Origin of the sequence: Kribbella flavida DSM 17836, from assembly GCF_000024345.1 — a bacterium.
GTDB classification, from domain to species: Bacteria; Actinomycetota; Actinomycetes; order Propionibacteriales; family Kribbellaceae; genus Kribbella; species Kribbella flavida.
The window spans coordinates 3,536,641-3,558,549 of sequence record NC_013729.1 but is presented as its reverse complement, the minus strand read 5'-3'; the positions used below and the strand labels follow the sequence as shown (position 1 = coordinate 3,558,549).

The window sequence follows — 21,909 nt, the reverse complement described above, 5'->3', positions numbered from 1 at the left end:
CCCTACGGCCAACCATGCTTCGCCTCGGGCCCGCACGCCGGCGACCGCTTCTCCCGGCGACCTTCCCTGTCCGCCTTCCCTGACCGCCTTCCTCGGCGGCTCGGCCCGGCGTACGCTCTCTGCGGTTCCGCCTCCTTTGTCCTGAGAAAGTTGGTCCCTGTGACGAGTCCATCCACCGACGACTGGCTGCGGCCGCTCGGCGCCACGGGCTTGACCGTTTCCGCCGTCTGCGCCGGCGGTGCCCTGCTCGCCGGCATGCCGGAGGTTTTCGGGTACGACGTGAGCCGCGCCGAGGCGGTCGCCGTGATCGACCGGGTCTTCGACAGCCCGCTGCGCTGGATCGACACCTCCAACGGGTACGGCGACGGGGAGAGCGAGCTCAGGATCGGCCAGGCGATCGCTGCCCGCGGCGGTCTGCCCGACGGCTTCCTGGTGGCGACCAAGGTCGATGCCCGGGGCGACGACTACTCAGGGGCGAGGGTCCGGGCGAGCGTGGCCGAGAGCAAGGAACGACTCGGGCTGGAGCAGTTGCCGCTGGTGTACCTGCACGATCCGGAGTTCCACGACTTCGGCGGCATGCGCGACGCGGTCGACACGCTCATGCGGTTGCGGGACGAGGGCGAGATCGGGCACGTCGGACTGGCCGGCGGTTCGGTGCGCGAGCTGTCCCGGTATCTCGACCTGGGCGGGTTCGAGGTGCTGCTGGTGCACAACCGGTGGAGCCTGGTCGATCACAGCGCCGAGCACCTGATCGAGAGAGCGCTGTCTGACGATCTCGCCGTGGTGAACGCGGCGATCTACGGCGGCGGCATCCTGGCCAACCCGCAGGGTGGCTCCGCGAAGTACGGCTACCGCGACGCACCGGCCGCGACGCTGGAAGCGGTTGCGCAGATGGACCGGGCCTGCCGCGAGCACGGCATCGACCTGGCCACGGCCGCACTGCAGCACTCGGTCAACGACCCGCGGATCGCCGGAACGGTCGTCGGGTTCAGCAAGCCGGCGCGGGTGGACCAGCTGATCACCGCCCTGGAGACCGAGATTCCCGCCGAGCTCACCGCCCGGCTGGCCGAACTGATGCCCGACAAGGCGCACTGGCTCGAGACCACCCCCTGACCGAAGCAGTCGCCAGACAACCCGGGCCGCACAGCAGAAGCGGGCCGGCCTGCCAGTCGACAAGCGAGATTGGATCACGGCCGGCGTCGCGACCAGGTTCAGCAGGTGACGAGCCGGAGCAAGAGCTTGCGGGGGCGCCCAAATCTGGTTCGTTGACCGCTCAGGGCACAGGATCCCGGAAGGTGCCTGGGTACGTGCCTGGCTGCGGGCGTTCGGAACCGGCAGCTGCAGGTCGTCACTGAGCTCGGCCTTCGAGCAGCCATCGCTTCACCGGAATCTCGATCAGCACGCGGGCACCGCTCTCCGCGGATTCGGCTGCGGTGACGTCCCATCCGCGGTACTTCCGGGCGAACGCCGCCACGACATCGGCCGGGAAGCCGCTGTGGTGGACCCGGGCCTGTCCCTCGGCGACCACTGGGTTTCTGCCGTCCTCGAGAGCCAGCGAGACCCTCGGATCGCGCTCCACGTTGCGGACCTTGCGATTGCGCTCGGCGCTGCCGATCCACCACGTCGACCCCATGTACACGAACCACACCGGCGTCACGTGCGGTGAACCGTCCGGCCGGAGGGTGCACAGCCAGACGTTCTGTTCCCGCGCCAACCGAGCCGGCAACTCCGGGCCCGGGTTCGAGCTCTCGCGGGCCGGGCTGTCGTCGTCCCGGGTGGTCACCTCAGGTCGTTCGTGAGTCGGCATGCCGGCCATCCTGCGACCTCAGCCGCACTGGAGGTCAAGGCGGTCTGTCGCGGGCTTGACCTCAACAGCGCTTCAGGTTCTAGCGTCGTCGTGCGCGGCGCGAGGCCGGGCGACCCTGTGGAACCAGAGGAGCACACGATGCGGGCGATCAGGCTGCACGAGTTCGGGCCGGCCGACAACCTGACCTACGAGGACGTACCGGATCCGGTGCCCGGCGCCGGTGAGGTGCTGATCGCCGTCGAAGCAGCCGGCGTCCATCTGATGGACACCGCGCTCAGGCAAGGATCGGCCGGCGGTGGACCCGTCGCTCCCCCGGTCCTGCCGACAATTCCCGGCCGCGAGGTCGCCGGCACCGTCGAGGCCGTCGGCAGCGACACCGACAACCACTGGATCGGCAAGCGCGTCGTCGTCCACCTCGGCCCGGTGCCGGGCGGGTACGCCGAGAGAGCGGTTGCCAGGGCCGAGTCCCTGCACGAGATCCCCGACCACCTCGGCGGTGCACATGCCGTCGCCACCATCGGGACGGGACGCACAGCCATCGGGGTCCTGGAGCAGGCCGCCCTCACCGCTGACGACGTGGTGCTCATCACCGCCGCCGCGGGTGGGATCGGCAGCCTGTTCGTCCAGTACGCCCGGAATGCCGGCGCGACCGTCGTCGGCCTGGCCGGCGGACCGGAGAAGACTCAGCAGGTCGTCGAACTGGGCGCTCAGGTCGCCGTCGACTACCGGCGCGCGGACTGGCCGGGGCGGGTCCGGGAACAGCTCGGAGAGCGCGATCTGACGGTAGTTCTCGACGGTGTCGGCGGCGAGAACGGCCGGCGCGCGTTCGAGCTGCTCGGGATCGGCGGCCGGATCCTGATGTTCGGCTGGTCAGGCGGTGGCCCGGTCGAGCTCACCACCGACGACCTGATGCAGCGCGGCCTCTCCGCAACCTGGGCCATCGGCCCCAAACTCATGCGCCGCCTCCGCACCCTGGAAACCAAAGCCCTCGAACAATCCACCGAGGCCCACTGGGTCCCCCTGGTCACCACCTTCCCGCTCGCGAAAGCCGCCGACGCCCACCGCGCCCTGGAGAACCGAGAAACAGTCGGCAAGGTCGTCCTGCTCCCCTGACGAGTACGAGCTCGCGGGGCCGCGACAAGCTGCTGATGGCGGGCGACAGCTGTCGCCGGTGGCGTCAGACGGCGTCGAAGTCCGCGACAAAATCTCGCGCCGCGTTCGCACCCAACAACCGAGGCGTTGGCGCGACGCCGGGTGGGCATTCCGCGACGCCGGATGGGCGAGGCGCCGGGTGGGTGTCGGCGAGGCGTGTCGGGGGCGTGTCAGCATCCGCCAAGTGGGCGTCGGCGCGACGGCGGGATGGGCGCCGGGTGGTTGTCGGGGTGAGCATCAGCGTGCCGCCAGGTGGGGCGTCGACGCGACGCCGGATGGGCATCGAATGGACGTCGGCGAGGCGCCGGACGGGCGCCGGGCCGGTGCCGGGGTGGGCATCAGCGCGGCGCCCGGGTGGCGTGGTGGGCGTCAGCGGGCCGCCCGGGGGGGGCGTTGGCTTGGTGCCGGGTGGGCGTTGGCGCGACGCCGGATGGGTGAGGAGCAGGGGCTGGGCGTCGGCGAGGCACGGGGTCTTGCAGGTGCTCGCCGGGGCGAGTGAGCACCTGCACACGTGACGCATTCGCGTGCTCGCCGGACCGCTCTCGCTGGGTGGCCCGCATCCGGCGGTCGGCGTCGCGGAGATGACGCCGGCAGGCACTACACTCCCGAGCCATGATCGTGCCGCCCAGCCAGTCCGAGGTTTTCGTGCTCTCCGCGGACGACCGCCGGCTGGTGGTCGACGGGCCCGCGATCGTCGATGCCGACGGCAACCGGCACGACGTTCCGCCCAAGGTCCTCGACGCCCTGCGTTTCCTGGAGACCGCGCTGCGCGAGGGCTACGCCGTGCAGGTGACCACGCTCAACGAAGAACTCCCGCTGAAGGAGGCGGCCCTCGTCGCCGGGATCGCCGAGGACGAGATCCGCGGGTACATCGCCGCGGGGCAACTGCCGGTACGCAAGGACGAGGACGACTCGGCGGACCGGGTCCGGCTCGAGCACCTGCTCCCCTTCCGCCGGCTGGAGAGACGCCAGCGCCAGAGCAGGGACTACCTCCGCGCCGAAGCCGACGACGACTCCGGCCTGGAACCGGACTTCGACTTCGAGCGCTAGCCGACGACACCTCCCCACCACCGGCCGAGGCCCCACAACTCCTGTCCGCCGGTGACGTCGACGGCGCGGCGGTCGTGCTCTTCCACGACGGCCAGCGGATCGCGCGAACACCGTCGTCTCGCAACAGCTCCGAGGAACACCCGCTACCGCGCCGCGCTGACGCATCCAAGCGACGCCACATCTCGCCGACCGGCCCGGCTCCGACGGTGCGCTTGGCGTCGGACAGCAGCACGTCCACGCGCCGGGCTGGCCGACTGGACCCTTCGGCGACCTGCCGCGCAGCTTCTTCGCGGACACCGCCACGGCACCTCTCGGCGCCGTCCCCACGGCCGCACCACCGACACCTCGTGTCACCACGCTGCCACACGGCTGACGTCTCGCGGCACCGGCGTAGCGAGCGGCGACGCCAGGCCGGCGGCGTACCGGTGACGATCGACGTGGCCGCGCGCCGTCTTGCGCACCGCTTGGGGACGGGTTGAGCAAAGCGGGTGGCAGTACGCCGGCGCGCACCGCAAGCACATGACGCAGCCAAGTGAAGTCAGCACCCCGCCGATCCCAGCGAACAGATCGCCGCCTCGGCACCGCAGACGCCTCGCCCCACCGCTGGCGCGTTGTGCCACCGATGCGTCCGTGGAAGGCCTCAGCGGCGACAGAAGAGGTCAGTCGAGCGCGGCTCGACCAGCGGCAGCGCTCAGCGGAACGAGCACGGCTCGACCGACGGGGCTCCGCACGAAGAGCTGTGACAGGCGCCCGGCTCAGGCGGTGAAGACGGCGTTGCGGCGTAGCTGTTCTGCGCACCAGCGGAAGTGACCGTCATCGTCGCCCAGGCCGAAAAGGTCGTAAGTCGTAAGGGCGTAGGCGGCCTGATAAGTGGTGAGGGTCGCCGGCGCATAGCCGAGCTCGTGCGCGCAGAGCCGGGTGAGCTCTTCGGTGTGCTCCGCGGCGTGCGGTCCGTACATGTCCCAGATCGCAGCGGTGACGGCGGCTTCGAAGGCCGGGTCGCCTGCGGTGGTGTGGAAGCCGAAGTCGAGCACCGCGACGGGTCGGCCGGCGGCATCGATGTGGATGTTGGGCGGGACGAGGTCGCCGTGGATCGCTGCCACCGGAGCGTCGGGCAGCGAGCGCAGTGCCTTCTGCGTGCGTTCGACACCTGCAGCGAAGTCCGGCACGCAGCGAGCCAAGGCAGCACCGTGCCGAGTTACCGCCCGGGCGACCAGGGCCGCGAGCGCGTCGCGGAAGTCGTCGTGATCTCGCCACAGCGGGCGGTCGTCCCCCTGCACAGTCAACCGGCGCATGGCGTCGGTGCCGGGCACGGAGGCCAGGCCACGCAGAACGGCAAGGAGCGCGTCACTGTCGCGAGTGGGCAGCTTACGCTCGTAGTTCGCCTGTGCGGAGTCCGCTCGCATCGAGACGCCGGGCAGCTCACGCTCGTACGTCACCAGGACGCCCTCGTGATGCTCAACGTCGAAGATCTCCGGTACGGCGAAGGGCAACGGGTGCCGCGCAAGGTCGGCGTACACCTCGCGGGTGAGCTCGAACTCGGCCGGCGGCCGACCGCTCCACACCTTGGCAACCCGCCCCTCGCCCAACCTGTACACGACGCCTTCGACACCAGCGCCGACACGGCGGACATCCCGGTGGCCGCGCTCGGCGAAGTACGCGAGCCACGGGTCGGCGAGCGGGGCTTCCGGAACGTTTCCCATCCGCGTATTAGACCAGCAGCCGCACCGAACTCACTGGAGTGTTTCGTGCGGTCAGCGAGGGCCCGGGGACGTGAGGGTGTAGGGGATGGAGCCGAACTGGAGAACGTCGCCGGGGCGGACGGGAGTGGGTGAGGTGATGCGGGAGCCGTTGAGGTGCGTGCCGTTCATCGAGTTGAGGTCGCGGACCATCCAGCCGTTGCCGACGTGGCGGAGCTCGGCGTGGCGGCGGGAGATCGAGGCGTGGGCGATGCGCAGCGTCGCGCCGGGGCCGCGGCCGATGCGGACCGTTGGGGATCCTGGCGGAGGCAGCGAGAGACCTGGGAGGGCGGGGGTCTTTCGCGGGGTGAGGGTCACTCGGGGCACTCGGGCGACCAGCTCGCGGGCCCACTCGACGATGCGCGGCTCGCGGCCGGGCAGGTCGTGGATCGCCTCGTGCAGCTCGCGGCGGCTTTGGGCGCGGAGAACGAAATTCATCCGGCGGACGAAGGTGTCGTGGGACAGCCGCCCGGTTCCGGCGCCTTCGCGAAGCAGGGCCAGGGCGCGGTCACGCTCGCCGTCCGATGGACGGGTGAGTTCCAAACCGGTCGCCATGGGCGAAATTGTCCGCTGCGTGAGGTTCACTGTCCAGGGTGCCGCCTGACTGGTCTGGTCCAGTACGTCGTACCGGCTGCCGTCGCGGGCGGGCAGGCGGCGGCTCACCGGCTGCGGGGTGGGTGCGGGCGTGGTTAGCTGGGGCGTCGACTTGGAGGGCCGGATGACTGCTGGCACTAGGACCGGTGAAGTGCTCGGACGGTTGAGCCTCGCGGAGAAGGCGGCCTTGTGCCTCGGGTCCGACTTCTGGCACACGGCGCCGGTCGGGCGGGCGGGCGTCCCGGCGATCATGCTGGCGGACGGGCCGCACGGGCTCCGGCGGCAGCCCGATGAAGGGGATCATGTCGGCATCGGCGGGAGCCTGCCGGCGACGTGCTTTCCGACGGCCAGCGCCTTGGGCTCGTCGTGGGATCCGGAGCTGGTCGAGCGGGTCGGCGCGGCGATCGGGGCGGAGGCACGGGCGCAAGGGGTCTCGGTGGTGCTCGGGCCGGGCATCAACATCAAGCGGTCGCCGTTGTGTGGGCGGAACTTCGAGTACCTGTCGGAGGATCCGTTGGTGTCGGGCGTGCTGGGCGCGGCGCTGGTCGAGGGGTTGCAGAGCCAAGGCGTGGGCGCGTCGGTGAAGCACTTCGCGGCGAACAACCAGGAGACGGACCGGCTACGGGTCAGCGCGGACGTCGACGAGCGGGCGTTGCGGGAGATCTACCTGGCGGGGTTCGAGCGGGTGGTGACGAGCGCGCGGCCGTGGACGGTGATGTGCTCGTACAACAAGCTCAACGGGGTCTACGCGTCGCAGAATCGCTGGCTGCTCACTGACGTCCTGCGGGACGAGTGGGGCTTCGACGGGTTGGTGATGTCGGACTGGGGAGCCGTTCACGATCGCGTCGCGGCGCTCGCCGCGGGGCTGGACCTGGAGATGCCGCCGAAGCTGGGGATCAGCGATGCGCAGATCGTGGCGGCGGTCGAGAACGGCTCGCTCGACGAGGCGGTACTGGATGAGGCCGTCCTGCGTGTACTCCGTCTGGTGGAGCGAGCGTCGCCTGCCGCACTGGCCGGTGCGGGGACGGCGCTGGGCAGCTTCGACGTGGAGAGCCACCACGCTCTCGCCCGGGCCGCTGCCGCCGACAGCCTGGTGCTGCTGAGGAACGATGACGCGATTCTCCCGCTGCACCCGGCCGACGGGGGCGTCGTCGCGGTGATCGGCGAGTTCGCCCGCACCGCGCGGTACCAGGGCGCGGGCAGCTCGCAGGTCAATCCGACCCGCGTGGAAACCGCCCTCGACGAACTCCGCGCCGCGCTACCGAGCGGAGTCGAAGTCGCTTTCGCCCCGGGATTCACGATCGCCGGGCAGCAAGGCAACGAAGGCGCCGCGGACGCTGGCAGGGAGGATCTGCTAGCAGCCGAAGCCGTGGAGCTCGCCGTGCGGGCGGGGACGGTGGTGGCTTTTCTCGGGTTGCCGGCGGTGGACGAGTCGGAGGGATTCGACCGGACGCACATCGACCTCCCGGCGAACCAGCTCGCACTGCTCCCCCGGCTGGCCGCAGCCAATCCCCACCTCGTCGTTGTGCTGAGCAACGGATCTGCCGTCCGCGTGTCGACCTGGGAAGAGCACGCCCCAGCGATCGTGGAGTGCTGGCTCGCCGGGCAGGCCGCCGGCGGCGCGGTGGCCGATGTGCTGCTCGGCAAGGTCAACCCGTCCGGCCGGCTCGCCGAAACGATTCCGCACCGGCTGGAGGACACCCCGTCGTACCTGAACTTCCCCGGCGAGGACGGTCACGTCCGGTACGGCGAAGGGGTGTTCGTCGGGTACCGCGGCCACGACGCGATCGGGCAGGACGTCAGTTACCCGTTCGGGCACGGCCTGTCCTACACGACCTTCGGCTACAGCGACCTCACCGCGGCGCTCACCGGTCGTGCCGAGGACGGCGATCTCCGGATCACCGTCACCTGCTCGGTCACCAACACCGGCGACCGGCCGGGCAAGGAAGTCGTTCAGCTGTACGTCGGCGACCCGGTCGCCCGCGTACGACGGCCGGTCCGCGAGCTGAAGGCCTTCGCCAAGCTCCAGCTCGACCCCGGCGAGAGCCGGCCGGTCACGTTCGACCTCACAGCCCGCGACCTGTCGTACTGGTCGGCGAAGTACGGCGGCTGGGTGCTGGAGGGTGGCGACTTCGAGCTCGCCGTCGGGGCCTCGTCCCGTGACCTCCGGCTGCGCACCACCCTTGACGTGCCCGCTCCCCCGCTGCACCCGCGGCTCGGCCCGATGGCGACGCTGGAGGAATGGCTCGACCACCCGGCCGGTGGCCCGGCCCTGCGCGCAGCCGTCGGAGTCGATGCCCACGGCAACGCCCAGGGCATTCTCGCCGCACCGGAGCTGCTGAAGATGATCGGCAACTTCCCGATCAGCAGCATCGCCGGCTTCCCCGGTCTAGGCCTGGACCAGCAATCCCTCGCCGACCTGCTCGCGACCGTCGCGAAGAAGTAGCTCAGCCCAGGACGTCGGCCAGGTCGAACTTGACCGGCTCCTCGAGCTGCTCGTACGTGCACGACTCCGGCGTCCGGTCGTCGCGCCAGCGGACGAACTGGGCCGTGTGCCGGAAACGCACGCCCTCCATGTGGTCGTACCGCACCTCGACCACCCGCTCCGGCCGCAGCGGCACGAAACTCAGGTCCTTGCCGGCCTGCCACCGGCTGCCTTCGGCGTTGCGCGGGGTGCGGTTGCCCTCCTCCTGCTTCGCCCAGGCCCACGGGTGGTCGTCGAAGTCGGTGACCAGCGGCTGCAACTCCTCGAACAGCTCCTCGCGCCGCGCCATCGGGAACGCCCCGATCACGCCGACGCTCGCCAGTACGCCGTCGCTGGTGAACAGGCCGAGCAGCAGCGAGCCGATCCGGTTCGGGCCGCTCTTGTGGACGCGGTACCCGGCGACCACGCAGTCCGCGGTCCGCTCGTGCTTGATCTTGAACATGGTCCGCTTGTCCGGCTCGTACAGCCCGTCCAGCGGCTTCGCGATCACCCCGTCCAGCCCGGCGCCCTCGAACTGGTGGAACCACTCGGTCGCCACCGCCTTGTCGGTCGTCGTCCGGGTCAGGTGGATCGGCGCCTTCGCCGGGGCGAGCGCCTCCTCGAGCGCGGCACGCCGCTCGACGAACGGCCGCTCCCGGTAGTCGGTGTCGCCCAGCGCGAGCAGGTCGAAGGCGACGAACCGCGCCGGCGTCGTCTCCGACAGCATCGTCACCCGGGACGCCGCCGGGTGGATCCGTTGCTGCAGCACCTCGAAGTCGAGCCGGTCCCCGGACGCCCCGATCACCACGATCTCGCCGTCGATCACGCAGCGTTGCGGCAGATTCGCCTTGATCGCCTCGACCAGCTCGGGAAAGTACCGGGTCATCGGCTTCTCGTTCCGGCTGCCGATCTCGACCTCGTCGCCGTCGCGGAAGATGATCGAGCGGAAACCGTCCCACTTCGGCTCGAAGCTGACCTCGCCGTCGGGGATCTGCTTGACCGCCTTGGCCAGCATCGGCGGGACCGGTGGCATCACGGGTAGCTGCATGCGGCCATTCTGCCCGCGGACGGGGCATGATGGAGGGATACCGACTGGTAGGACCGGAGGTACCGCGATGTACGACGTCGTACTGCTCGTCGAACAGGAACTGTCGGAGACCGACGCCCAACGGGTGGTCGAGCTGCACCAGGACATGCCCGAGCCGGTGAAGTACCACGTGCTCGTGCCGTGCCACAACGCCGAGGCCGGGGTCGAGGCGTCGATCAGCGCCCTCGGCACCGCCAACCTGTACGGGCCGGGGCTGGCCGACCAGCGCCAAGAGCTCGCCGAGGCGCAGAAAGCGATCGACAGCGAGGCCCGCGACTGCACCGGCCGGAGCGTGCAGCGCCTGCGCGACCTCGGTCAGCAGGCCGAGGGCGGCATCTCCCACGACCGCCCGATCGACGCCCTGACCGCGACCGTGGACAAGGTCGGCGGCCAGGAGGTCATCATTCTGACCCGGCCGCACATCGTCGCGGAGTTCTTCCACCTGGACTGGACCAACTCCGCCCGCCGCCACCTCGGCGTGCCCGTCCTCCACCTGCTGGAGTACGACCCCGAGAAGGCCAGAAAGTAGCCGCCGGCCACCAACACGGCACCACGGCGAGCCGGCCCCGGCGAGTGTCACCGGGGCCGGACCGGCCGGGATCAGGCGGGCGGCGTGTCCAGCGCGGCGATCAGGCGGGGACGCAGCTCCTCGGGGCGGATGACCGCGTCGACCGAGCCGACCGCCACCGCGCGATGGATGCTGTGCACCCGGTCGAACTCGGCCGCCACCTCGCCCAGCTTCTCCGACCGGACCGCCGCCCGCACCTCGGCCAGCTCGTTGGCCAGCGCGGCCCGCTCGGCGCCGTCGGCCGCGGCCAGCCGCGCCGACAGCTCGGTCACCCGCGGGTCGGCCGAGGTCCGGTTGTTCACCTCGCCGGAGAACACCACCGCCGCCGCCGGCGCGCCGCCGATCACCGAGGCGAACGAACCCTCCACCGCGAGCACCGTCATCCGCGGGTTCAGCGCCTTGGAGAAGACCACGAACGCGCCGCCGTGGTACCGCGACACCACGCAGAACACGATCGGGCCGTCGAAGTTCACGATCGCCCGGCCGATCTCCGCGCCGTACTCGAGCTGCAGGTTGCGCATCGAGTCCGGCGAGCCGTCGAAGCCGGACAGGTTCGCCAGCACCACCAGCGGACGGTTGCCGCTGGCCGCGTTGATCGCGCGGGCCGCCTTCTTCGACGAGCGCGGGAACAGCGTGCCGGCGGTGTAGGTGTCCGGCCCGTCGGTCGGTGGGAACCCGCGCCGCGGCACCGGCTTGGACTCGATCCCGAGCAGGCACACCGACCGTCCGCCGAGCCGGGTGTCGGCGACCACCGCCGTCTCCGCGTCGGCCATCCCGGCCCAGCGCTCCAGCATCGGGTGGTCCTGGTCGGCCACCGCGCGCATCAGCGTGCGGATGTCGAACGCCTTCTTGCGGTCCGGGTTGGTCGCGGTCGAGAAGATCTCGCCGACGGTCCGGAACCCGCCGTCGGCCGGGTCGTGCGGGTACGTCGTGACGTCGCGGTCCAGCGGGTCGGTCGTCGGCGCCCGTCGCGGGCCGGACTCCCCCGGTACGACGTACGTGTGGTCGTAGTGCGCCATCAGGATGTCCCGCGCCCCGGCCAGGTCCGGCGCCCAGTACTGCGCCTGGCCGTTCGGGCCCATCACCCGGTCGTAGCCGCCGATGCCGTGGTTGTCCTCGGCCGAGACGCCGCCGGAGAAGTCCAGCGACTGCTTGCCGGTGAGCACCATCGCCGAGTCCGGCGTCATCACCAGGATGCCCTTGGTGTGCATCAGCATCGTCGCCTCGGCGTTCCAGTACGGCTGCGCGCCGACGTTGATGCCCGCGACAACGATGTTGATCTCGCCGCCGGCCTGGGTGAACTCGACGATGCGCTTCAGCGCCTTCGCCACCCAGTCCATGTTCTCGGTGCCGGAGTCCATCGAGATCCGCGCACCGGCCGACACCGCGAACCACTCGACCGGGACCCGCATCCGCTCGGCCAGGTCCAGCGCGGCGATGATCCGGGCGCACTCCGCCTCGGCGACCGCGCCGAGCGCCTTGGTCGGGTCGCCGCTGAGCACGACCCGGGTGACGCCCTCGGGGTGCCGGCGGGTCGGCGTACTGATCACGCCCGCGATCAGGCCGGCCTTGTTCAGGCCGCGGGGCCGCTCGACCGGGACCAGCGCGCCGGTGTCGTCCAGGTCGTGCTCGACGTAGACGCCGCCCGCGCCGGCGACCATGCCGGCCACCTCGTACGGGTACACGGTGTTGCGCCGGCGCGCGCGCAGCACCTTCTGCGCGTAGTCGTCGAGCGGCTTGAGCCGCTCCGTCGGGGGCCGTTCGACCGCCGTCACCACGCCGGCGCCGGGCTGGTACGAGAACCGGCCGACCACCGGGAACGGGTTGCCGTTGGAGCCGGTCACCCGGCCGGTGACGACGACCTCCTCGATGCCCGCACCGGCCGTCATCGGCGCGATGTTGCGCTGCAGCGCGGTCAGCTCGGCGACCTGCGCGTCGACGACCGGCCAGATCGTCACCCAGACGTGGTTCATCTCCAGCCGGGCGCCGGCCGCGCCGCGGGCGGTCCGGGCCCGCCGGATGCCCTCCAGGCAGTTCGCGATCGCCCGCTCGACGTGCGGCAGCGAAGCGACCTTGCCGTCCTCGTCGCGCACGACCGCGAACTGACGGACCTGGGCCAGCGCCACCAGCCGCTCGTCGGCCTCGTTGTCGCGGGCGACGCAGTGGTACAGCAGCACGTCCTCGGGTGCGTCCAGCCGGGTGATGCGGAAGTCGCGCAGCCGCCACAGGTTGAGTCGGCGCCCGACCATCGGGTGCACGCCCCGCACGTTGTCGTCCTCGACCGGTCCTTCGGCCGCCGGGCGGAAGGTGAAGTACCAGACCTCGCGGCCGCCACCCGGAACCACCGCGACGGCGACCCGGCGTACCTGCCGGGTGAACGGCAGCGCGGCGAAGACCTCCCGCAGCCGGTCGGACGCGTCCTGCGGCGACTCCGGGGTCTGCGGCCAGGACAGGTACAGGTCGGCGACCGCCTCGCGGCCGGGCGGGCGGCCGGCGATCTCCGCGGTCAGGTCACGAACCAGCGCGCTGTCCGGGTCGGCCAGCTCGTTCACGGTGCCGATCGTGCTCACCAGGTGCGTCGGCCGCTCGTCGAGCGTGTAGTCGGCCGTTGTGAAGGCCCGGCCGTTCACGGTGTGGTTGCGCAGGTCGTGCAGCTCGTACTCGAGGTAGTGCCGGCGGACGAGCACCTCCAGCATCGGCTCGGTGCCGCTGACGCCGCGCTCGAGCCGCTCGGCCAGGAACCGCACGATCTGCTCGGGGATCGTCGCCAGCGCCTCGACCCGCTCGGCGTGATCGGGTGCGTCGGGATCGAGCGCGAGCGCGGCCAGCTCGTCGCCGACCACGGACAGCACCTCGGCGCGGGCCTGGTCCACCAGCGGCTGGTCGAACCAGCGGAACCGCACGCTGCGCGCCAGGTCGCCGATCACCGGGAAGCGCAGCTGAGTGGCGACCACCAGATGATCGAGTACGGCGTACGCCTCGGTGTCGATCGGCGCTTCCGGCCGCGGGTCGGACGGCCACTGCTGCAGCAGCGACGTCACCAGCAGGACGTCGGGCGACGTGCGCTGCTGGGCCAGGAAGATCCGGAACACCGCGTCGGTCAGCTCGTCGGTGCGGTCGAGATCGGTCACGCCGTAGTAGCTGAGCACCCGGGCCAGCCGGTCGCAGAACTTGGCCGGCAGCCCGGCCCGCTCGGTGTCCAGCGTCTGCAGGTAGGTGTGGAAGTGCTCCTTGGGGCTGTGCACCCGGAGCTCGGTGTTCAGGTCCTCGCCGGCCGGCCGGTTGCGGCTCAGCTCGGCGAAGTCGGCGAACAGCCGCAGGACGCCGAGCTCCTCCGCGATCGGCGGCTCGGGCAGCTCCGCGCGGGCCGCCAGGTACTCGGACAGGGTCCGGCCTTCGTCCCGCGGATCGATGTCGAATCCGAGCAGCATGCTGCGCAGGTCGTCCAGCCCGCGGGCGGCCCGCTCGGCCGCGGTGGGCGGAGCCTCCGGCTCGGGCAGCTCCAGGTCGACGCCCTCGGTCAGCTCGACCGCGACATCGGCGTCGCCGACCGGCTCCAGCCGCAGCAACGGGGCGCCGGTCTCCACCTGGCTGCCCGTCGACACCGGCAGCTCGCGCACGATCGCCTTGAACGGCGCGTACAGCACCGTCTCCATCTTCATGCTCTCCAGCACAAGCACCGGAGCCCCGGCCTCGACCTCCGCGCCGGCCGGAACCGGCGTCGCGACCACGAGCGCCGGAGCGGGCGCGCGCATCACGCCGCCCTCGTCGCGGCTGACCCGGTGCGTCACGCCGTCGACCTCGACCAGGTGCACCGGTCCGTGCGTCGCGGTCACCAGCCGGAACCGCCGGCCCGCCACGACCAGCCGTACGTCGTACGTGTCGAGCCGCTCGTGCTCGGCGTCGAGGAACCGCAGCTCCTCCCCGACGCCCACGCCGACCCGGTACCGCTGCGGCCCGATCTTCGCGACCGTCACCTTGTACGCCGCGCCGCGCAACTTCAGGGCAATCGCCCGGCCGACCTCGTGCTGGACCTGCGGGCGGCCGCCGCGGGCCGTCTCCAGCAACCGCTGCCGCTCGACCCGCTCGGCCTCCTGGTACGCCTCGATCGCGGCGGCGACCAGCGCGATGCCGGAGTGCCGGTGCGAGACCAGCCGGCCCTCGCCGCGGACCCGGTCGATCCAGCCGGTGTCGGCGCTGCCGTCGATCACCTCCGGCTGGTCCAGCAGGTCGAGCACGAAGCTCTTGTTGGTGGCGCCGCCGTCGAGCACGACGATCGTGTCGGCCACCGCGCGGCGCAGCCGGCCGAGCGCCTCGTCCCGGGTCCGGCCGTAGGCGATGATCTTGGCGATCATCGAGTCGAAGTCGGCGGGGATGGTGTCGCCCTCGCTGACGCCGGTGTCCACCCGGACGCCGGGGCCGGTGGGCAGCCGCAGCCGGGCGATCCGGCCGGGCGACGGCGCGAAGTCGCGGTCCGGGTCCTCGGCGTTCAGTCGGGCCTCCACCGCGTGGCCCTGCTCGACCGGCGGTGAGCCCTCCAGCCGGCCGCCGGCGGCGATGTGCAGCTGCGCCTTGACCAGGTCGAACTCGGTGGTCAGCTCGGTGATCGGGTGCTCGACCTGGAGCCGGGTGTTGACCTCGAGGAAGGCGAACAGCTTGTCGCCCAGGTGGTACAGGAACTCGACGGTGCCGGCGCCGCGGTAGCCGACGGCGACCGCCAGCCGCTCGGCGGACGCCTTCAGCTCGGCGACCTGGTCCGGCGCGAGCACCGGCGAGGCCGACTCCTCGATCACCTTCTGGTTGCGCCGCTGCACCGAGCAGTCGCGCACGCCGAGCGCCCACGCCGTGCCCTGGCCGTCCGCGATCACCTGGACCTCGACGTGCCGGGCACCGGTGACGAGCCGCTCCAGGAACACGACGCCGCTGCCGAAGGCGCGGGCCGCCTCGTCGCTGGTGCGCTGGTAGGCCTCGCGCAGTTCGTCGGCGTCGCGGATCACCCGGATGCCGCGGCCGCCGCCGCCCGCGGTCGCCTTCAGCATCAGCGGGTAGCCGACCTCGGCCGCCGAGGCGAGTGCCGCGTCGAGCGACTCGACCGCACCCCGGCTCCAGGGCGCCACCGGGACGCCGACCTCCTCGGCGATCAGCTTGGAGCCGATCTTGTCGCCGAGCTTGCGCATCGCGTCCGCGCTGGGGCCGATGAAAGTGACTCCGATCCGCTCGCACAGCTCCGCGAACGCCGGGTCCTCGGCGACGAAGCCCCAGCCGACCCAGGCGGCGTCGGCGCCGGTCTCGGTCAGCGCCTGCTCGAGCTTCGCGTGGTCGAGGTAGGGCCGGTCCGCGGCCGGGCCGAGCGGGTAGGCGAGGTCGGCCGCGCGCACGAACGTCGCGGTGCGCTCGGCATCGGTGTACAAGGCAACCGTCTCGACCCGGCTCCCCGTTTCGGCGTTGAGCTCACGGACCGCGTTGATCAGCCGCATCGCGGCCTCTCCCCGGTTGACGATGGCGATGCGGTTGAACACCGGGCGGCACTCCTGTCCTCGACAATCTGACACCGCACACATTCCCAGGACATCGCCCCTACCGTCGAGTCGGGGTCCTGGTCGGTGCCGCAGGACAGCGGTGGTGCGGACAGCCGAACGGCCGGTACAGCGGTGGCGACGCGTCAGTGCGGCCCCAAGGGGAACCGTCAGTGCAGCACCAGGGCGGCGTAGGCGAGACCGCCGGCCAGAGCCGCGAAGAACAGCGACAGGCCACGGCGCAGGGCCTGCTCGCCGACCTTGCCGTAGTGCACGCCGTCCTCGGAGTGGTACGCGAGCTTGAATCCGGTGTAGCCGGCGCCCAGCACCAGCGCGAACTTGATCATCCCGCAGTCCTTCCCTCACGTCAGGACAATGCCGCTGCCTATCAACAGTATCCCCGCTGATAGCAGCGCCGCACGGCTCAGACCGCGGCGGGACTCTCGGCGAACTGGGTGCGGTAGAGGTCGGCGTACTCGCCGTTGAGCGCCAGCAACTCCTCGTGGGTGCCGCGCTCGACGATCGTGCCGTGGTCGACGACCAGGATCTGGTCGGCGTTGCGGACCGTGGACAGCCGGTGCGCGATGACCAGCGACGTCCGGCCTTCCAGCGCGGTGTCGAGGGCCTGCTGGACCGCGACCTCCGACTCCGAGTCCAGGTGCGCGGTCGCCTCGTCCAGAACGACGATGTGCGGCGCCTTCAGCAGGAGCCGGGCGATGGCCAGCCGCTGGCGCTCCCCACCGGACAGCCGGTGGCCGCGGTCCCCGACGACGGTGTCGAGTCCGTCGGGCAGGGACGAGACGAGGTCCCAGACCTGCGCCGACCGCAGCGCCTCCTCCATCTCGGCCTCGGTCGCGTCGGGCTTGGCGTAGGTCAGGTTCGCCCGGATGGAGTCGTGGAACATGTGCGCGTCCTGGGTCACGTAGCCGACCGCGTCGTGCAGCGATCGCAGCGTCACCTCGCGGACGTCGCGGTCCCCCACCCGGACCGAGCCGCTGGTCACGTCGTACAGCCGGGCGACCAGGTTGGTGATCGTCGTCTTGCCGGCACCCGAGGGCCCCACCAGCGCGACCATCTGGCCAGGCTCGACGGTGAAGCTGACGTCGTGCAGCACCGACGACGACGCACGCTTGTCCAGCACGGCGACAGACTCCAGGCTGGCCAGCGACACCTGGTCGGCCGTCGGGTAGGAGAAACCGACGTGGTCGAAGGTGACCGACGCGGCGTCGGCCGGCAGCGGTTCGGCGTCCGGCCGGTCCTGGATCATCGGCTCCAGGTCGAGCACCTCGAAGACACGCTCGAAGGAGACCAGGGCGGTCATCACGTCGACGCGGATGTTGGACAGGGCGGTCAGCGGGCCGTAGAGACGGCCGAGCAGTGCCACCAGCGCGAGCAGGGTGCCGACCGTCAGGCTGTTGCGGACGGCCAGGTTGCCGCCGACGCCGTACACGAGGGCGGTCGCGAGCGCCGCGACCAGCGTCAGCGCGGTGAAAAACACCCGGCCGAGCATCGCGGTGCGGATCCCGAGGTCGCGCACCCTCCCGGCGCGCTGGGCGAACTCACGGTTCTCCGACTCCGGCCGACCGAACAGGGTCACCAGCAGCGCGCCGCCGACGCTGAACCGCTCGGTCATCGCCGTCGACATGTCGGCGTTCAGCTGCATCTGCTCGCGGGTCAGCTCGGCCAGCCGGCGGCCCAGGATCCGGGCCGGGATGAGGAAGACCGGCAGCAGCAGGACGGCGACCAGCGTCAACTGCCAGCTGAGCAGCGCCATCGCGCCGACGACCAGGATCAGGCTGATGATGTTCGACACGACGCCGGACAGGGTCGAGGTGAACGCCTGCTGGGCACCGATGACGTCGGTGTTGAGCCGCGAGACCAGCGCACCGGTCTGGGTGCGGGTGAAAAACGCGACCGGCATCCGCTGCACGTGCCCGAACACCTTGGTCCGCAGGTCGAAGATCAGTCCTTCGCCGATCTGCGCGGAGTACCAGCGCTGCACCAGCGCGAGACCGGCCTCGACCACGGCGAGCGCGGCGACCACCAGCGCGAGCGCGGTCACCAGCCCCGCGTCGCCCTTGACGATGCCGTCGTCGACGATCTTCTTGAACAACAGCGGCGAGGCGATCACCAGGACCGCCGACAGCACGACCAGCACCAGGAACACCGTGATGTGCCGCCGGAACGGCCGGGCGAACCGTACGATCCGGCGGACCGTGCCCTTGGCGAGCTTCTGGTTCACCACCGACGCGTCCTGGCGGCGCCAACTGCCCGCGCCGCCAGGCCCGCCCCGCATCATGCCTGACGACATCCGGTTCCTCCCCGCTCTGCGCCGTTCAACCTTGACAACACTTCAGGTCAGCCGAAACTTCCCACCAGCTCCGCCAGCCGCCGCTGCTGAGCCTCCCGCTCGGCCCGCAGCTGCTGCTCGTACGACGTGTCGGCGGCGCTCAGCAGCAACGCCTTCGTCTCGCGGATGGCGCCCGGCAACGGCGCCAGCAGCGCTTCGGTCAGGTCCTTCACCGTCGCCGCCAGCTCCTCCGCTGGGACGACGATGTTCGCTAGGCCGACCTGACGCGCCTCCTCGGCCTCCACCCAGCGCGAGGTCGCGCAGATCTCCAGCGCGCGGGAGTAGCCGACCAGCTGAACCAAGGGCTGGGTGCCACCGAGGTCCGGCACCAGCCCGAGCGCGGGCTCCCGCATGCTGAACTGCGCGTCCGGCGTGACCACCCGCAGGTCGCAGGCGAGCGCCAGCTGGAACCCGGCACCCACGGCGTGCCCCTGGACCGCCGCGATGCTGACGATCTCGGGCCGCCGCAGCCAGGAGAACCCGGCCTGGAACCCGGCGATCTCCGCGTGCACCACGTCCGCGGGCTTGGCGCCGAGCGCGAGCAACGGCTCCTCGCCGTCGGCCGGCTCGCCCGCGATCAGCCGCCGGTCCAGACCGGCCGAGAACGACGGCCCCTCTCCCGACACGACCACCACGCGCACGTCGTCCGGCAGCCGCTCACCGAACTTCGCCAGCGTCCGCCACATCGCCGGTGTCTGCGCGTTGCGCACCTCCGGCCGGTCCAGCACGACCCGGGCCACCGGCCCGTCCACCGTCAACCGCAGTCCACTCTCCGTCATGCAGTGAACATACGCGAACCGCTTTCGGATTCCGTGCGGTCGCCGTCACCTGTGGAAAAGCGCGCAGGCGCGGCGGCGGACAACGTCAGGCGAGCGACACCAGGTCGGCGTACTCGCTGGTCCAGAGGTCCTCCACGCCGTCCGGAAGCAGCAGCACGCGCTCCGGCTCCAGCGCCTCGACCGCGCCCTCGTCGTGGGTGACCAGCACGATCGCACCGGTGTAGGAGCGGATCGCGTTCAGCACCTCGGTGCGGGATGCGGGGTCCAGGTTGTTGGTCGGCTCGTCGAGCAGCAGCACGTTCGCGGCCGAGACGACCAGCGTCGCCAGCGCGAGCCGGGTCTTCTCACCACCCGACAGCACCTTGGCGGGCTTGTCGGAGTCGTCACCGGTGAACAGGAACGAGCCCAGCACGCTGCGCGCCTGCGTCTCGTTCAGGTCGGGGGCGGCGGACTTCATGTTCTCCAGCACGGTCCGGTTCACATCGAGCGTCTCGTGCTCCTGGGCGTAGTACCCGAGCTTGAGCCCATGGCCGTCGATCACCTCGCCGGTGTCGGCCTTCTCGATGCCGGACAGCACCCGCAGCAGCGTGGTCTTGCCCGCGCCGTTCAGCCCGAGCACGACGACGCGCGAGCCACGGTCGATCGCCAGGTCGACGCCGGTGAAGATCTCCAGCGAGCCGTAGGACTTCGACAGCCCACGGGCCATCAGCGGCGTCTTGCCGCACGGCGCCGGGGTCGGGAAGGAGATCTTCGCCACCCGGTCCGACTGACGCTCGTCGTCGAGCGAGGCCATCAGCTTCTCGGCGCGCTTGAGCATCTGCTGCGCGCCGGCCGCCTTGGTGGCCTTCGCGCGCATCTTGTTGGCCTGCTCGACCAGCCGGCCGGCCACCTTCTCGGCGTTCGCCCGCTCGCGCTTGCGCCGCCGCTCGTCGGTCTCGCGCTGGGTCAGGTACGCCTTCCAGCCGACGTTGTAGACGTCGATCTCGGCCCGGTTCGCGTCCAGGTGGAAGACCCGGGTGACGGTCTCCTCGAGCAGGTTCACGTCGTGGCTGATCATGATCACGCCACCGGGATAGGTCTTCAGGAAGTCGCGCAGCCAGACGATCGAGTCCGCGTCCAGGTGGTTGGTCGGCTCGTCCAGCAGCAGCGTCTCGGCCTGCGCGAACAGGATCCGGGCCAGCTCGACCCGGCGGCGCTGACCACCGGACAACGTGCCGAGCGGCTGTCCGAGCACCCGGTCCGGGAGACCGAGGTTCGCCGCGATCCGGGCCGCCTCCGACTCCGCGGCGTACCCGCCGGCGGCGTGCAGGTCCTGCTCGGCCCGCTCGTAGCGGCGCATGCCCTTCTCGCGGGTCTTGTCGTCCGCGCTGGCCATCGCCTTCTCGGCGTTGCGCATCCGCCGGACCACCTCGTCCAGGCCCCGGGCGGACAGGATGCGGTCCCGGGCCAGCATCTCCAGGTCGCCGGTGCGCGGGTCCTGCGGCAGGTAGCCGATCAGGCCCGAGGAGGTGACCGAGCCGCTGGCCGGCAGCCCTTCGCCGGCCAGGATCTTGGTCAGCGTCGTCTTGCCGGCGCCGTTCCGCCCGACCAGACCGACCTTGTCGCCCGGACCGACGCGGAAGGACGCCGGCGCGAGCAGCTGCCGAGCCCCGACACGGACCTCGAGGTTGGTGACGGTGATCATGGCGGCGCAGGGGTCCTCAAACTCGGGTGACAGGGGGTCAGGCGGGTCGGCGACGCCACGTCTGAAGTCGGCCTGTACCCCGCACCGCGGTCTAGTGTAGTTGCTGTGAAATTCAACCCGGACGCCGACTTGGACACCAGTGGCGTCGAGGACACGCGCGGTAGTGGCGGAGGCGGCGGCATGCTGCCCGGCGGGATGGGCATCCCGGTCGGCGGCGGCATCGGCGGCCTGATCCTGCTGGTGGTGATCCTGCTGCTCAACGGCGGGATCCCCGGCGTCGGCGGCGGCGGCTCCGAGGAGCCGACCGTGCGCAACACCGGCGCGGGCAACCTCGACACCTGCACGAAGGGCACCGACCTCGCCAAGAACGAGGACTGCCGGTTCGTCTTCTACCAGAACTCCATCGAGGGCTTCTGGGCGGCCGAGCTGCCACGGCGCGGCAAGAAGTACACGCGCGCCCCGATGCGGATCTTCACCGGCTCGGTCAACACGCGCTGCGGCGCCGCGTCGAGCGCGGTCGGCCCGTTCTACTGTCCGCCCGAGATGCGGGTCTTCCTGGACATCAGCTTCTTCCAGACCCTGCAGACCCAGCTGGGCGCGCGCGGCGGCAACTTCGCCGAGGCGTACGTCGTGGCCCACGAGTACGGGCACCACATCCAGAACCTCTACGGCTACCTGGACCGGATCAAGACCCGGGAGGGCCCGACCTCCGACGCGGTCCGCTCCGAGCTGCAGGCCGACTGCCTGGCCGGGATCTGGACCAACCACGCCACCACCGTGCCGGACAAGGACGGCGACACCTTCATCGAGGGTCTGACCGAGGACGACATCGCCCGCGGCCTGGACGCCGCCGCCTCGGTCGGCGACGACCGGATCCAGGAGAAGACCCAGGGCCGGGTCACCCCGGAGAACTTCAGCCACGGCACCGCCGAGCAGCGGATGAAGTGGTTCAAGGTCGGGATGGACTCCGGCGACATGACCGCCTGCGACACCTGGGGCAGCAGCCAGCTCTGAGCCGCCACCTCGTCAGACAGCCGAAAGCCCGCCCCGGGGACACCCAGGGCGGGCTTCCTCTTGCAGGTAGCTCGGAGCGCCTGACTCCGTACTGCTTTCAGCTCG

15 protein-coding genes are annotated in these 21,909 nt (G+C 71.2%); 6 read left to right on the top strand and 9 right to left on the bottom strand.

What is annotated here, in order from left to right; all coding sequences use genetic code 11:
- The first annotated feature begins 159 nt into the window (after window positions 1-159).
- Complete coding sequence (locus tag KFLA_RS16440; protein ID WP_012920933.1) at window positions 160-1,113, top strand: aldo/keto reductase; 954 nt, start codon at window positions 160-162, stop codon at window positions 1,111-1,113.
- Between the two features lie 235 nt (window positions 1,114-1,348).
- On the opposite strand, the gene KFLA_RS16435 is transcribed toward KFLA_RS16440, so the two are convergent.
- Entirely contained in the window at window positions 1,349-1,807 is a 459-nt protein-coding gene (locus KFLA_RS16435) for a TIGR03618 family F420-dependent PPOX class oxidoreductase (protein WP_012920932.1), read from the bottom strand.
- Window positions 1,808-1,945: 138 nt separating this feature from the next.
- Here KFLA_RS16435 and KFLA_RS16430 point away from each other — a divergent pair, with 138 nt between their 5' ends.
- Complete coding sequence (locus KFLA_RS16430) at window positions 1,946-2,920, top strand: zinc-binding dehydrogenase (RefSeq protein ID WP_012920931.1); 975 nt, start codon at window positions 1,946-1,948, stop codon at window positions 2,918-2,920.
- 651 nt (window positions 2,921-3,571) lie between these two features.
- Window positions 3,572-4,009: a hypothetical protein gene (locus KFLA_RS16425; RefSeq protein ID WP_012920930.1), complete on the top strand. Its 438-nt coding sequence runs from the start codon at window positions 3,572-3,574 to the stop codon at window positions 4,007-4,009.
- 755 nt (window positions 4,010-4,764) lie between these two features.
- Here the strand turns inward: KFLA_RS16425 and KFLA_RS16420 are convergent.
- Both KFLA_RS16420 and KFLA_RS16415 read right to left on the bottom strand, forming a co-directional pair.
- A complete protein-coding gene (locus KFLA_RS16420; RefSeq protein ID WP_012920929.1) occupies window positions 4,765-5,712 on the bottom strand; it encodes a phosphotransferase family protein in 948 nt (315 codons plus the stop codon).
- 51 nt (window positions 5,713-5,763) lie between these two features.
- The gene (locus tag KFLA_RS16415; RefSeq protein WP_041289356.1) at window positions 5,764-6,303 is read right to left on the bottom strand and encodes a DUF1707 and FHA domain-containing protein; all 540 of its coding nucleotides are present in this window, start codon (window positions 6,301-6,303) and stop codon (window positions 5,764-5,766) included.
- 163 nt (window positions 6,304-6,466) lie between these two features.
- On the opposite strand from KFLA_RS16415, the gene KFLA_RS16410 reads away from it, so the two are divergent.
- The gene (locus KFLA_RS16410; RefSeq protein ID WP_012920927.1) at window positions 6,467-8,788 is read left to right on the top strand and encodes a glycoside hydrolase family 3 C-terminal domain-containing protein; all 2,322 of its coding nucleotides are present in this window, start codon (window positions 6,467-6,469) and stop codon (window positions 8,786-8,788) included.
- 1 nt (window position 8,789) lies between these two features.
- On the opposite strand, the gene KFLA_RS16405 is transcribed toward KFLA_RS16410, so the two are convergent.
- On the bottom strand, window positions 8,790-9,854 hold the full coding sequence (locus tag KFLA_RS16405) for an ATP-dependent DNA ligase (RefSeq protein ID WP_012920926.1): 1,065 nt from the start codon (window positions 9,852-9,854) through the stop codon (window positions 8,790-8,792).
- A gap of 67 nt (window positions 9,855-9,921) precedes the next feature.
- On the opposite strand from KFLA_RS16405, the gene KFLA_RS16400 reads away from it, so the two are divergent.
- Window positions 9,922-10,422: a hypothetical protein gene (locus KFLA_RS16400; protein WP_012920925.1), complete on the top strand. Its 501-nt coding sequence runs from the start codon at window positions 9,922-9,924 to the stop codon at window positions 10,420-10,422.
- Window positions 10,423-10,493: 71 nt separating this feature from the next.
- Here KFLA_RS16400 and KFLA_RS16395 read toward each other — a convergent pair whose 3' ends face one another.
- The 5 genes from KFLA_RS16395 to abc-f form a co-directional block, all read right to left on the bottom strand.
- On the bottom strand, window positions 10,494-15,980 hold the full coding sequence (locus tag KFLA_RS16395; RefSeq protein ID WP_012920924.1) for an ATP-binding protein: 5,487 nt from the start codon (window positions 15,978-15,980) through the stop codon (window positions 10,494-10,496).
- Window positions 15,981-16,147: 167 nt separating this feature from the next.
- Window positions 16,148-16,324, bottom strand: a complete 177-nt coding sequence (locus tag KFLA_RS37960) for a hypothetical protein (protein ID WP_012920923.1) — start codon at window positions 16,322-16,324, stop codon at window positions 16,148-16,150.
- Window positions 16,325-16,401: 77 nt separating this feature from the next.
- Complete coding sequence (locus KFLA_RS16390) at window positions 16,402-18,288, bottom strand: ABC transporter ATP-binding protein (protein ID WP_012920922.1); 1,887 nt, start codon at window positions 18,286-18,288, stop codon at window positions 16,402-16,404.
- A 47-nt stretch (window positions 18,289-18,335) separates the two neighbouring features.
- On the bottom strand, window positions 18,336-19,106 hold the full coding sequence (locus KFLA_RS16385; RefSeq protein ID WP_012920921.1) for an enoyl-CoA hydratase/isomerase family protein: 771 nt from the start codon (window positions 19,104-19,106) through the stop codon (window positions 18,336-18,338).
- Window positions 19,107-19,191: 85 nt separating this feature from the next.
- The gene (gene abc-f / locus KFLA_RS16380; protein ID WP_012920920.1) at window positions 19,192-20,790 is read right to left on the bottom strand and encodes a ribosomal protection-like ABC-F family protein; all 1,599 of its coding nucleotides are present in this window, start codon (window positions 20,788-20,790) and stop codon (window positions 19,192-19,194) included.
- Window positions 20,791-20,895: 105 nt separating this feature from the next.
- Here abc-f and ypfJ point away from each other — a divergent pair, with 105 nt between their 5' ends.
- Window positions 20,896-21,804 carry a KPN_02809 family neutral zinc metallopeptidase gene (ypfJ, locus tag KFLA_RS16375; RefSeq protein WP_041289354.1) on the top strand — a complete coding sequence of 303 codons (909 nt, stop codon included), beginning with the start codon at window positions 20,896-20,898 and terminating at the stop codon, window positions 21,802-21,804.
- Window positions 21,805-21,909 lie beyond the last annotated feature (105 nt).